The organism is Exiguobacterium sp. RM11, assembly GCF_059821525.1.
Genome location: NZ_CM187558.1, coordinates 1,194,736 through 1,208,094, shown reverse-complemented (window position 1 = coordinate 1,208,094; position 13,359 = coordinate 1,194,736). Strand labels below are relative to the sequence as shown.

12 protein-coding genes are annotated in these 13,359 nt (G+C 48.2%); 5 read left to right on the top strand and 7 right to left on the bottom strand.

Going from position 1 to position 13,359, the window contains the following annotated elements; all coding sequences use genetic code 11:
* Window positions 1-60: 60 nt before the first annotated feature.
* Window positions 61-1,497 carry an NADP-dependent glyceraldehyde-3-phosphate dehydrogenase gene (locus tag AC5LIL_RS06310; protein ID WP_214782487.1) on the bottom strand — a complete coding sequence of 479 codons (1,437 nt, stop codon included), beginning with the start codon at window positions 1,495-1,497 and terminating at the stop codon, window positions 61-63.
* 222 nt (window positions 1,498-1,719) lie between these two features.
* Between AC5LIL_RS06310 and AC5LIL_RS06305 the strand changes: the two genes are divergently transcribed.
* On the top strand, window positions 1,720-2,601 hold the full coding sequence (locus AC5LIL_RS06305; protein ID WP_214782483.1) for a chemotaxis protein CheV: 882 nt from the start codon (window positions 1,720-1,722) through the stop codon (window positions 2,599-2,601).
* Between the two features lie 35 nt (window positions 2,602-2,636).
* Here AC5LIL_RS06305 and AC5LIL_RS06300 read toward each other — a convergent pair whose 3' ends face one another.
* Window positions 2,637-2,999 carry an Hpt domain-containing protein gene (locus AC5LIL_RS06300; protein ID WP_214784029.1) on the bottom strand — a complete coding sequence of 121 codons (363 nt, stop codon included), beginning with the start codon at window positions 2,997-2,999 and terminating at the stop codon, window positions 2,637-2,639.
* A 156-nt stretch (window positions 3,000-3,155) separates the two neighbouring features.
* Between AC5LIL_RS06300 and AC5LIL_RS06295 the strand changes: the two genes are divergently transcribed.
* Complete coding sequence (locus AC5LIL_RS06295) at window positions 3,156-4,091, top strand: magnesium transporter CorA family protein (protein WP_074033258.1); 936 nt, start codon at window positions 3,156-3,158, stop codon at window positions 4,089-4,091.
* Between the two features lie 39 nt (window positions 4,092-4,130).
* Here AC5LIL_RS06295 and AC5LIL_RS06290 read toward each other — a convergent pair whose 3' ends face one another.
* Window positions 4,131-5,243, bottom strand: a complete 1,113-nt coding sequence (locus tag AC5LIL_RS06290) for a PP2C family protein-serine/threonine phosphatase (RefSeq protein ID WP_214782480.1) — start codon at window positions 5,241-5,243, stop codon at window positions 4,131-4,133.
* A 144-nt stretch (window positions 5,244-5,387) separates the two neighbouring features.
* Between AC5LIL_RS06290 and ytzI the strand changes: the two genes are divergently transcribed.
* A complete protein-coding gene (ytzI, locus tag AC5LIL_RS06285; RefSeq protein WP_214692862.1) occupies window positions 5,388-5,579 on the top strand; it encodes a YtzI protein in 192 nt (63 codons plus the stop codon).
* Window positions 5,580-5,594: 15 nt separating this feature from the next.
* Here the strand turns inward: ytzI and AC5LIL_RS06280 are convergent, their stop codons facing one another.
* A complete protein-coding gene (locus AC5LIL_RS06280; RefSeq protein ID WP_499825227.1) occupies window positions 5,595-7,721 on the bottom strand; it encodes a DNA topoisomerase III in 2,127 nt (708 codons plus the stop codon).
* Between the two features lie 200 nt (window positions 7,722-7,921).
* On the opposite strand from AC5LIL_RS06280, the gene AC5LIL_RS06275 reads away from it, so the two are divergent.
* A complete protein-coding gene (locus tag AC5LIL_RS06275) occupies window positions 7,922-8,785 on the top strand; it encodes a DMT family transporter (RefSeq protein ID WP_074033262.1) in 864 nt (287 codons plus the stop codon).
* Here AC5LIL_RS06275 and AC5LIL_RS06270 read toward each other — a convergent pair whose 3' ends face one another.
* The 3 genes from AC5LIL_RS06270 to AC5LIL_RS06260 form a co-directional block, all read right to left on the bottom strand.
* A complete protein-coding gene (locus AC5LIL_RS06270; protein WP_499825226.1) occupies window positions 8,786-10,183 on the bottom strand; it encodes an MATE family efflux transporter in 1,398 nt (465 codons plus the stop codon).
* 78 nt (window positions 10,184-10,261) lie between these two features.
* Window positions 10,262-11,503, bottom strand: a complete 1,242-nt coding sequence (locus tag AC5LIL_RS06265) for a peptidase U32 family protein (protein WP_214782470.1) — start codon at window positions 11,501-11,503, stop codon at window positions 10,262-10,264.
* Window positions 11,504-11,512: 9 nt separating this feature from the next.
* A complete protein-coding gene (locus AC5LIL_RS06260; RefSeq protein ID WP_499825225.1) occupies window positions 11,513-12,415 on the bottom strand; it encodes a peptidase U32 family protein in 903 nt (300 codons plus the stop codon).
* A 148-nt stretch (window positions 12,416-12,563) separates the two neighbouring features.
* On the opposite strand from AC5LIL_RS06260, the gene AC5LIL_RS06255 reads away from it, so the two are divergent.
* On the top strand, window positions 12,564-13,355 hold the full coding sequence (locus tag AC5LIL_RS06255; RefSeq protein WP_499825224.1) for an SDR family NAD(P)-dependent oxidoreductase: 792 nt from the start codon (window positions 12,564-12,566) through the stop codon (window positions 13,353-13,355).
* Window positions 13,356-13,359 lie beyond the last annotated feature (4 nt).

Below are 13,359 nucleotides of genomic sequence, written 5' to 3'. Positions count from 1 at the left end.
AGATGCGTTTTCAATCAAACAAAAAAGAGGGGGACATCTCCCCCTCACGAATGGTGAATATTATAAGTTGATAACCGTCACTTTATCGCGTGTCATCGTCTCGAGGCTACGCCCGATTCCTTGAACGCCAAGTCCCGATTGTTTCACGCCGATGAATGGGAAGTGGTCTGGACCACGTTCCGTACGTCCGTTCACTTGGACCGTACCGACTTCTAGCTTGTCAGCGACTGTAAAGGCGCTATTCACATTTTGAGTGAAGACACTCGCTTGAAGACCGAACTCAGATTCGTTCGTGAGTTCAATCATCTCTTCGAGTGATTTCACGCGGATGACAGGAAGGACTGGTCCGAACGGCTCTTCCCATGCGACACGCATGTCTGTCGTCACATGATCAAGTAATGTCGGATAAATAAGGTTTCCTTCACGCTCATTTCCATGAACGACCGTCGCCTTTTTGTTGACCGCATCGTCAATCAAACCTTGAACGTAATCTGTCGTTTTCGCATCGACTAAAGGAACGATGAAGCTGTTCTCTTCAGGCGAACCGACCGAGAGTTTCGCGACGCGTTCTTTCAACATGCCAACGAGCTCATCCGCTTGGTCTTCGAGGACGAAGACGCGTTTGATGGCTGTACAACGTTGACCTGAGTACGAGAATGCACCACTGACAATTTGATCTGCCGCAAGTGTCAAATCCGCATCCTCAAGGACGAGCGCCGGATCTTTCCCACCGAGTTCGAGCACGACCGGTACCATTGACGCTTGTTGTGACAAGTGTTGACCTGTACCTGTTCCACCTGTGAACGTGATCATGTCGATTCCTGGGTGAGACGTCAAATAATCTCCGATGACCGAACCGCGTCCTGTCACGAGGTTCAAAAGACCTTTCGGAAGTCCTGCGTCATGAAGGGCTTCGACCATCTTAATGCCGCTGATTGCACCTTGAGTCGCCGGTTTGAAGACGACCGCATTCCCCGTGACGAGAGCAGGTGCAATTTTTGCCGCTGCCAAGTTGACCGGGTAGTTGAACGGTGAAATCGCGAGCACGACACCGAGCGCTTCTTTCTTGATGATGGCCATCTTGTTTTTCGAACCACCAGGGAACGAATCACCTTGCATGAATCCACCATTGAAACGAATACCTTCTTCCGCAGTGTAACGGATGATTTCAGCTGTACGAACGACTTCTTTTTTCGCATCGTTCAAGTTTTTCCCGACTTCTTGCATGATGATTTGACCGATCTCATCGACGCGTTCTTCGAGTTTCTCTGCCCATGCATACAACAATTCAGCGCGCTTGTTGACCGGAAGCGCCGCCCATTCTTGTTGTGCAAGTTTTGCGCCATGGATGGCTGCATCGACTTCATCGCGTGACATCGCCTGAACGCGACCTACGACTTCGTCTTTATATGGTGAAACGAGTTCAATCGTTTCCTGACTTGATGATTCCTGCCATTGACCATTTAATAAATATGGATATGTGTTCATACTCATCATCTCTATCTGCCTCCTGAGTAAGCTGTAATATCTCGTTGCCAACCCCATTGTATGCAGATTTTTTTGCATTGGACAACTATAACGATTCAGTTTATAAGATGTAAACGGTTACTATGAAACTTTTTGTGAATTCTGACGAGAGTTCAACAACTTTTCACTATAGATTTGATGATCTGAAACCGATAGTAAAGGAGAGAGTACGTGAAATAGGAGGGACAACCATTGAGCACTGATCATAATATTTTACTAGAGGCTGGAACGAACGAACTTGAAATCGTCATCTTCCAAGCTGGACCGTTTTTATTCGGCATCAACGTCATGAAAGTACGTGAAATCATCACGATGCTTCCATTGACACCTCTTCCGGGCACACCAGAGGCAATCATGGGACTGATTGAATTACGGGGCGAAGTCATGACCGTCATCGACCTTCCGATGGTCATCAATCATCCGCGTGAGGTCGGAAGTGACGATCGATTGATTGTCTGTGAGTTTAACGGGGAAAAATCAGTTCTTCGCGTCGACCAGGTGACGGAGATCAAACGCATCTCGTGGGAACAGATTGATACGCCTTCCGACCTTGCACGCGGCGTCCAAGGCATCACGAATGGTGTCGTCAAAACAGGTGACCAAATGATCATCTTACTTGATTATGAACGAATCGCACTCGAACTTTCTCGTAAAGACATTATGGCCCGCGAATCAGTCAAACGCCTCGGGGCTCGCGAACGTTCGAATAAAAACATTTGGATTGCTGAAGACTCTGAAATGCTCCGAACGCTCATCCTCGATACATTGGATGATGCCGGATACTTCAATACGACCATCTTCAACAATGGGAAAGAGGCGCTCGATGCGTTCGAACAAGATGGTGTAGAGTGTGACCTTCTCATCACGGACATCGAGATGCCACAGATGGATGGACTCCATTTGACAAAGCGTCTTCGAGAGATGGACCGCTATGCGTCCCTCCCAATCATCATCTTCTCGTCACTTATCTCAGACGACTTGAAGCATAAGGGTGAGGCCGTCGGGGCGAACGCTCAAATCACGAAACCTGAAATCGGGATTTTGATTGCGACACTCGACGAATTTGTAGGATAACAAAAAAGTTTGCGACTTCACGGTCGCAAACTTTTTTACGTCAACTGCTCAAAATGATGGTTCCATTCGACTAAAAAACGCTGACTATGCGACTCGATTGTCGCGAGTGTCTCATTTGCACCTTCAAGATGTGCATTCTCGCCTGCCACTTCAAGGTCATGAAAAAGAAGCGCTGTCTGTTCCAAGCCGACCGAATAGGACGCCCCTTTTAATAAATGGGCGAGTTGTTCGACCCGTGAATAGTCATTCGACTCGACAGCTGCTTGCAATTCAGGGTATTTTTCTTCGAATTGCTTAATATATGTGGTAGCAATTTTATTTAAAAAATCCATATTTCCATTTGCGATTTGGTGGAGCTCCGCTAATTTATCTTCATTGAACAGAGCGTCTTCGGGCATTTTTGTCAATATAACCCCTCCTCAATAAACGATTATCCAACCGTTCCCTCTCACTGTAACATGTTTTCTAGAGAAAACAAAAAATCTCCTGCTTTGGATTGCACTCTTCATTTTCGCTACCTATAATAAGATTGAGTTAAGGTAGGAGGAAGATGCATGCTGACGATTTACCGTACTGACGCATCAGGCCATGTGGATGAAATCGAAGACTTTGATAAAGGAAGCTGGATTCAACTCGTGAATCCGACAAAAGATGAGGCCGATCAAGTCATCGAGGCGTCCGGCATTCCAGAAGACTTTGTATATGACCCACTTGATATCGAAGAAAAACCGCGTTTTGAAAAAGATGATGAGGGTCTTCTCATGATCATTGACGTCCCGTACGTGGAGGAAGATGATACGGGGCGAACTTACAATACAATCCCGCTCGGTATCATCGTGACTGGACGACATTTCATCACCGTCTGCTCACGTGAGCTTGACGTCTTGAACTTGTTCGCAAACGGCAAAGCACGACTGTTCCGGACGAATTATCGAAGTCGTTTCGTCTTTCAGATTTTACATCGGGTGAGTATGACGTACTTACGATTCTTGCGACAAATCGACCGGAGAATGGACGAGCTTGAACAGGAACTACAACGTTCGATGCGAAATCAAGAGATCTTTCAATTGATGAACCTGCAAAAATCCCTCGTCTACTTCATGACCTCTTTGAAAGCGAACGATAGTGTCTTAGACCGAATCGTCAAGACACCAAGTTTGGAGAAACATGAAGAGGACGAAGAACTATTAGAAGATGTGTTCGTCGAACACCGCCAGGCCATGGAAATGGCGTCAATCTATAATGATATCATCAGCATTAAGATGGAAGCATTCGGATCAATCATTTCGAACAACGTCAACTTCGTCATGAAGTTCTTGGCGTCGATTACGATTGTACTCAGTATTCCAACGATGATTTCTGGAATCTTTGGGATGAACGTCCAAGTTCCTTGGGAAGGACAGCCGTTCGGATTCATCATGGCGATTACAATGATGATTGGATTTTCTGGTCTCGCCTTTTATATCCTATGGCGAAAGCGATATTTCTAAACGTACAAGAGCCTGACGCATCATACGTCAGGCTCTTTGTTATGAGATCTTGACCGTGACGAGACAAAGGTCATCCTCAATTTCAATTTTCGGGACGAGTTGCTCTGCAACGTGACGACTATAGTCGAGACCGTACGTGGAGACGTCCTTCTCAAGCCAGCGAATCCCATCGTCAATATCTTTGCTGTAACATTCCATGAGTCCATCCGTGTACATGTGAAGTGTCATGCCCGGAGCAATATCAACTTCTTTAGACTCATAATTTGGCTCTTCAAACATGCCAACAGGTACTCCCGTCGTCTCAAGACGACAATTGCCTTCTTCTGACGTCACAATGACTGGAGGATGCCCTGCATTCACATACTCAATTCGACGTTTCGTTGTATCGATATAGCAATACACCGCTGTAAAATAACTATGCATATCGTCACCCGAGAACAAGAACGTCATTTGACGATTCAACTCGGTCATCACGTCCACCGGATATTGAACATTTCCAACAAGTCCCGGAAGAATCGAGCGAATACCCATCGTAATGAGTGCCGAAGAGACCCCATGACCCATGACATCAAAGATGATGACACCATACCGATCCGGTGCGACCTGGAACCACGCATACATATCCCCTGCTAATTTTTTTGATGGAAGATAGAGAGCGCGCACGTCAATCTCTTCATTACTGATTGGTGGCGTGAGCGCACTTTGTTGGATTTTTTGCGCAAGATCCAAATCGTATTGGAGACGTGCCTCATAGATTTTCCGCTCATCGACGGCCGCTTTATAGCGAAGAGCAGAGCGGATACGTGCGAGCAACTCCGTCACCTTGATTGGTTTCGTCGTATAGTCTGACGCTCCTGCATCTAGTCCTTCAGCAATCTGCTTTTCATCTGTACGACCCGACACCATGATGACTGGCATTTCTTCGTAATCAGCCATCTGTCGAATTCGTTTACATGTCTCGATTCCAGAAATCCCAGGCATCTCGACATCCAACAGGACGAGATCATACAGCGATGCGGCTTGTGGGGCCATCAATAAATCGAGCGCTTCTTCTCCGCTCGAGACCGATATCGTCTCATAGTCGTGCTGGTGAAGCAGTTGCTCGAGAACGAGCGTATTGACCGGTTCGTCGTCCACAATCAAAATCGCCATGACTATCCCTTCCTTCTCTACGTAGTGTTCTACATCGTATTGTACCATATCTTTTCAATGTCACACGAAATTACCGCCTGTTCATTCCAGTTGAAGAATCGACTCACTATTTGGCATACTGAAGAGAGAAAGTGAGGGGTTCATATGGCCTGGATATTTGCCGTCAGCGGTTTGATTATTTTACTCGTCCTCATCGCATCCATCGTCGTCATTCAAAAAGGATATGCCTACAAAGATAACAAAGACGACATCGTTCTAGACTATGACGAAATCAATCGTCGCATCGAGTCTGACCAAAAACAAGAAAAGACTGACAAGACAGAAGGGCCGCTTTAATACGCGACCCTTCTTTTATTTGAATTCGAATCGGAGCGTCCCTTTTTCAAGATATAAAGAAGCATTGAACGTCTTCTCGCCTTTTTTGAACGTATGCACGTTCGATTGACCTCCGTTGATCATTTGCTTCAACTCATCTTTCACCAGTCCGACACCAAGTACTTGTTTGGAGACGGTGAAGCGACATCCTTCCCGGTAACCACTACAACCGATGAACTTCGGATGCTCAACGAGGGCTTTGCCACAATTCGGACAGACTCCAAACGAGGGTTTCGGTCGAGTCGCTCCTTTTTTCCCGTAACGCTTCGCCTCAATCGTATAACCTTCCGGGTTTGCTGCCTCGACTCGTGACTTCGCCTCTTCAACCAAATGAATCGACATCTTTTTCGCTTGTTCTATGAACTCAGCGGCAGATGCCGATGCTTGGCCGATTTCGTGAAGGCGTTTCTCCCATTTCGCCGTCATGACAGGCGATGCTAAAATACTGTCCCCAAGCACATCAATCAAGAGACGTCCTTTGTCTGTCGGAACGAGCTCTTTTTTCTGAAGTTGAACATAACCGCGCTTTTTCAATCCATCGATAATGTTAGCACGTGTCGCCTCGGTGCCAAGACCTTCGACTTCTTTCATGATATGAATCAGCTCTTCGTCATCGAGCTGTTTTCCTGCGACTTTCATCGCCATGATCAGTGAACCTTCCGTATACCGCTTCGGCGGCTCCGTCTGTTTTGACAATACTTCAATTTTCTTCTCTTTCAATTCTTCGCCGATAGTCAATGCAGGAAGCTCGACGTCTTTTGATTTCATCTCGACGACTTGACGATAACCTGGACTCACGACGACGGTCCCTTTTGCCCGATATAGGTCGTTTCCATCAATCAAATCAACTGTTGTCTTCTCGAGCTTCGCCGCAGGTGCAAATGCCGCGAGAAAACGTCGGTTGATCAAATCGTACAGCTTTGCCTCATCGCCGCCGAGACGTGTGACGTCACCACAAGCTTCGGTCGGAATGATTGCGTAGTGATCACTGACCTTTTTCGCATTTACGTATCGACGATTTTTTGACGGATCCTCGGTTAAGATGTCGCGAAGACCCTCATAAGCGGCTGACTTCAGCAATCTCGCCTTCGTCTGAGGGAATAGCGTCGCTTCATCTGGGGTGACAAAGCCAGAATCTGTCCGCGGGTAACTGATCCACCCTTTCGTGTAAAGCTTTTGAGCGATATCGAGCGTCTTTTTCGCCCCGAAACCGAATCGTTTCCCTGCTTCTGCCTGAAGCCCGGATAAACTGAACCAAAATGGAGGTTGCTCCATCTTTTCTTCTTTATCGATTGTTTTGACCGTGGCGGTGCCGGAAGCTCGTTTCACGACCGCGTCTGCCTCCTCACGCGTTTTGAGTTTCGTCGTCTTTCCGAGTGTATATTTTGCTTTGAAGGTGCTCCGACCTTTTGCAAGTGTCGCCTCGACTTCAAAGTACGGTTCTGGAACGAACTGCTTGATTTCTCGTTCGCGATTGACGATCAAGGCGAGTGTCGGTGTCTGGACACGACCGAGCGAGAACACGTCCTCGATCCCAATTGTTTTCAACAAGGTCGTATATGCCCGGGATGCGTTCATGCCAACGAGCCAGTCGGCACATGCGCGACTCATCGCCTCATGATAATAAGGGACTGTTTGCTCACCCGGTAACAGTTGAGAGAATCCGCGGTCGACCGCTTGCTCCGTCAGACTCGAAATCCAAAGTCGTGCTAACGGTTTTTTGTTTCCGGCGAGTCGAAGAATTAATCGAACAATCGCCTCCCCTTCCCGCTCGGCATCCGAAGCGATAATCACATCGGTGATGGAGCGGTCATGAAGCCATTTCTTGATGGCGTAAAACGGTTTTGATTTTCCTTTCGAGATTCGATAATCGAACCGTTCCGGAACAATCGGAAGTGCCTCGTATTTCCAAGACTTCCATTCAGGACGATAGTGTGAAGGCTCCTGCAGTTCGCAAAGGTGACCGACCGCCCAGACGACAATCGCTCCTTCCGGGAAACGTGAACATGGTGAGATTTCAATCTCATCTTTTCTTTTTTTAGATGGGTAGGGAGCCGCCAACTTTTGAGCTTGCGATGGCTTTTCCGCGATGATTAGTCTCATAAGAACTCCTTACTTTGCCTTCAGTTTCGTGGCAAGACGTACGTGGTGGGATTGCTTCTTCTATGTATTTTACTATACCAAGTCGAGGATGGACATATCGAGAGGGGAGCATTTGTTTGTATTCCATGAATCATAGCTTGCCACACGGCTGTTTTCCGATATGATTAACAGAGAACATACATATGTGAAGGAGTGTCGTCATGTCTTACCTCATTTTATTCGCTGCCGTTTTTTTCTTGTCGACGAGCGTCTTGTTTGTCAAATGGACGTCTGCTCCAGCCGAGACGGCTGCGTTTTACCGCATGCTGATCACATGTCTCATGCTACTCCCATTCGTCGATTTCAAATCACTCATCACAACGCGACTGATGACACGATATGCTTTGTTACTTAGCGGGACGCTGCTCGCGTTTCACTTTTGGCTCTGGTTTTTATCACTCGATTATACAACAGTAGCCAGCTCCACCCTTTTTGTCACATCGAGCCCGATTTTCGTCTTAATTGGAAACGCCTTGATCTTTAAAAAGAACCCGACGCGAAAAGGATTGGCATACGCGCTCGTCGCCGTCCTCGGTGGGATGCTTGTCGCTGCAGGTGACATTCAGCTCGGACGAGAAGCACTATTTGGTGACCTGCTCGCTTTGATTGCCGCCCTCCTCATTGCAGGGTATTGGCTCGTCGGTCAACATGTCCGGACATCAATGAACACGAATACGTACTCGTTCAGCGTCTATCTCGTCGCAACGGTCGTCCTTTGCTTCATGCTCCTCGTACGCGGGACGACGTTCACCGACTTTGAAACGGTCAACTGGTGGTATTTCCTCGCCCTTGCCTTTTTCCCGACGATATTAGGGCATAACCTGTTCAATTATGCACTCGCTCGGGTCAGTGCGACCGTCGTCAGTATTACCATCCTTGGAGAGGCCTTATGGGGAATGCTATTCGGGTACGCCTTTTTCGGTGAACGACTCGGTCCGTTCCAGTGGCTCGGCGCCATCGTCTTGCTAGGAGGGATTTACTTGTTCCTAAAAGAAGACGCCCGCTCGACACGAGCGGACGTTTGATTATAAGTTAGTCGCTTTCGGATTTACATCATGCGTTTCTTGATCTTCTTCTGAAGGACGGAACAATAATTTACGGTCCCAGAACGCCAAGGCGACCGCCGTCAAAAACGTCATCGCATCGGCAATCGGAAACGCCAACCATACCCCGAACACTCCGAAGAACGACGGAAGTATAAAGACGAGCGGAATCGTATAGAGCGTCTGACGTGAAAGGGACAAGAACATGGCGACTCGCGCTTTCCCGAGTGACTGGTAAATCCCGTTGACGAGCATTTGAACACTCGGTAAAAACGAGACCGCGAACAAGATGTGAATCGCCGTCACGCCTCCTGCAATCAATGCCTCGTCCGTCGAGAACCATCCCATCAACGTATTCGGGAATACTTGCAAGATGAGCCAGATGATTACAGCGATTGCAATCCCAGCCCGCATCGCTGTCCATATGGTTTCACGCATACGATCGTATCTTTCGGCACCATAGTTATATCCGACAATCGGTTGCATCCCTTGGACGATACCCATGATTGGCATGCCGACGAGCGCCATGAACTTATTGATGATGGCGAAAATCGCCAACTCCTCTGTCCCACCATATGTTCCGAGCATCACGTTGACGCCAACGAACAAGATGGATTGGGACACCATCATGATGAATGAAGAGGAACCGATTGCCATAATCTCTTTCATCTCATCGAATCGTATCCGGAACTGTCGCCATTTGAAGCGCAGTTCCGTTTTTGGTTTTCGGGCGAAGAAGAATCGAAGCATCAAAATGGAACCGATGACTTGAGCGAGTGCCGTCGAAGTCGCTGCACCATACATCCCCCAGTCGAACGTGAAGATGAACAGTGGCGTCGTCACGAGGTTGACGAGAACGGTCGTCAACATGACCTTCATTTGATACGGTGCCTGACCTTCGGCACGAACCATCGCACTCGAAGCAAGCGTGAACATAAAGAATGGTGAGCTAATCAAGACAACCGATAAGTACTGTCGACTGAGCTCCATAATCTCGGACGTCGCCCCGAAGACCATTAAAATCTCATCCAACATAAAGAAGGCGGAACTCACCGCGAGTGCAGCAAACAACCCGACGAGGACGAGCACGTTCAAAAATGTGACAGCCGCACCGGCATCGTCACCTCTCCCTAACTTCCTAGAACTGATGGAGGCGCCACCGAGACCAACGGCACTCGACACGGCCATTAAGATCATCTGTATAGGAAACGCAATCCCGATGGCCGCGACGGCCGAAGCGCCAATGCCACGAGCGACAAAAATCGTATCAATGATATTGTAGAGCGCCGTCACGAGCATCCCGATCATCGCGGGTAGCGATAACTTAAACAGGAGTCGGCCGATGGGCTCTGTCCGCAATTGCTCCGTATTTTGGTTCATCCTTCCATCCCTCCGTCTCTATCTCTTAGGGTAGCAGGATTAGACAGTTCGGGCGACTATGTTGGCTCGGTGGATGTGTCAGGCGAGGACGCGTGCCGGGACCCCTTTTCGCTTGCGCATGATGTAATCGGTCGCGACGGGTTTTTCCACTTTAACTCGAATCGTCATCATCGCTTGGTTGGCGGATTCAATCGGTTGACCTTCTACATCCTCAATCGTCTCGATGATTTGGGAGAAACGGACGAATCCAGGTCCGAAAAATTCAACTTCTTCACCGATTGAGAAGTGATTTCGTTGTTCGAGTGTCGCCATCCCGCTCGACGGGTCGTATGCGATGACACGTGCGGCAAATGCGTACTGAGGAATCGAACGCGGTTTCCCAAACAATTGTTCTTTCTCGGTCGGAATCCCGTAATAGAAACCACTCGCGAGTTCTCGCTGTGCCGCTTTCCAAATCTCTTCTTCCCAAGCCGGGTCGAAGACAAAGTTCTCAGGATCTTCACAGTATGCGTCAATCACTTGTCGATACACGTTACACACGGTCGCGACGTAGTGAATCGATTTCATTCGTCCTTCGACTTTCAAACTGTCGACTCCAGCGTCCACCAAGTCGGGAATATGTCGGACCATCGATAAATCGACCGAACTCATCGAGAACGGCTCTTCATCACGTGCCTCCATCTCTTCCGTCAAGAGATTACCCTCTTCAAAGAAGCCATATTTCCAACGACACGACTGGGCACAGCCACCTCGATTGGCATCCCGCAATGTCATATGATTCGACAGTGTACAACGACCGGAGTATGAGATACACATCGCACCATGGACAAACGTCTCGATTTCGACATCGACTTCTTGTTTCATTTGCACAATCTCATCCATCGATACTTCACGTGCCAATACAACCCGTTCGAGTCCTTCTTCTTTCCAAAAACGAAGCGTCTCGTAGTTCGTCGCAGAAGCTTGTGTCGACAGGTGAACCGGTAAGCCCTCCGCTTCTGTGAGACACGTCTCAATCATGGCAGGGTCAGAGACGATCACTGCGTCAATCCCGATATCACGGAGCGTGCGGAAGAAGTCACCAGCTCCTTCGATATCCCCTTCATGCGTCACCATGTTTGCAGCGACATATACTTTCGCCCCGCGAGCATGTGCGAAATCCACACCTTCACGCATCTCGTCATAGCTGAAGTTACCGGCACGCGAACGTAACCCGAATTGTTGACCACCGATATAGACCGCATCGGCACCATAATGAATCGCCATCTTCAGTTTCTCTAAGTTTCCTGCTGGCGCTAATAATTCTGGACGTTGTTTCATCTTGATCCCTCACTTAATCTCTTCTGGTTTACGTAACAATAATCCCGTTCCGAGTCGAAACGCTTCCGGTTGTAATTCTCTGAGGCGGTGTTCCATCTCGATTCGGTCGAATTGACCATTCAATAGATTCGCCCGCGCGATGGTAAACAACTGAACGATTTCAACAAACTGTTCTCCCGCGTGCCAGCCATCTAGTTTCCATGTGTGAAGGCCGTTTTTGACTAACGTCGGTAGCTGACCCATAAGCGTCAAATCTTCTGAGAAAATATGCGTGCCATTCTCGTCCTCATAGATGGGATAACGACTCGCCGCATCTGCTGGCTCACTCATATAAAACTCACGTTGTTTCGCCTCTTCAGAAGGGCGTCCAAGCTCATTGAAATAGTTCGTCACGAGCGGTCGCTTCGAATGATGGATACACGTCGGACCGTACACTTGTACTTCAACGGGGAGACCGATTTGTTGCTGAATCAACACCAATTCCTCGAGAGTAACTTCTCGCGCAACGACGGCTCCGATGGCCTCACGTTTCCCCCAGAACTGAATCTGTTTGGCGGACGTGACGAGCGTTTGGGCATCGTACCAATATGGGATTTTCGCTTGACGGATTAAATGGATGGCCCCGGGATCCCCAGCTGTCACATCGTCGACGCCAATCGCTTTTAACATTTGTAAATAATCCGGCAATTCTTGAATGTGGTCGTTATGCATCAAATTGTTGACGGCCACCGTCACTTCTTTTCCGTATCGATGGGCAAGCTGTGTGACTTCCCTCACAGCATCGATTGTCCAGTCTCCCTTTTGTCGCAAGCCGAACCTAGAATTCCCGATATACAATCGGTCCGTACCCGCTTTAATTAACGCTTCTGCTTGTTCGACGCTTTGCGCCGTAGTGACGAGCTGAATCATCATATTTGTTCTTCTCCCTACTTTGTGAGTCTAATCACATTTTCTTGCTATACTTTAGCATAGGATTGAATGTGCAAACGGGGCAGGATTTTAACAACTCGTGAAGAATTCAGTAACAATGTATGACTTTTCATTAAAGGAGTGGATCACGTTGTCAAAGACAGCTTTAATTACCGGCGCCTCGATGGGCATCGGTTTAGACTTGGCCGTACTCGCCGCACGAGACGGGTACGACTGTATTCTCGTATCCCGAAACGAACCTCGTTTACACGAACTGAAAAAAGTCCTTGAAACGAGATATCGAATCAATGTATATGTCTTCGCGCTCGATTTGGCGAAACATGACGCTGCCAAACAATTGACCTCGATGATTGAAGAAGCCGGACTAACCGTCGACTTTTTAATTAACAATGCTGGATTTGGAACGTCTGGTGCGTTCGCTGACCTCGATGCCGAGACGGAGGCGGACGAAGTACGATTGAACGTCAACACATTGACGGAACTGACGAAGGCCTATCTACCGGGTATGCTCGAACGAAATCACGGCTATGTGCTAAACGTCGCTTCTGTCGCTGCGTTCCAACCCGGTCCGTATATGGCCGTCTACTATGCGACGAAGGCTTATGTCCTCTCACTTACCGAGGCGCTGCATGCCGAAGTGAAGGGGAGCGGTGTTCACGTCAGTGTCCTCTGCCCTGGCCCGACAGATACGAATTTCTTTGATCGCGCTGGTAGTGAATTGTCCTTCTCAAAAATGCCATCTCACCTCGTCGCCTTCTTCGGTTATAAAGGTGTCATGAATAATAAGCGCGTGATTGTGCCTGGCCTCTCGAATCAACTCCTAGTCGGGGTGGCTAAGTTGATGCCACGTGCTCTCAGTCTCGAAGTATTGCGTCGTGTCCAAAAACCAGCAGACGTGTCAGCCGCTGAATCAACGACATGAAAAA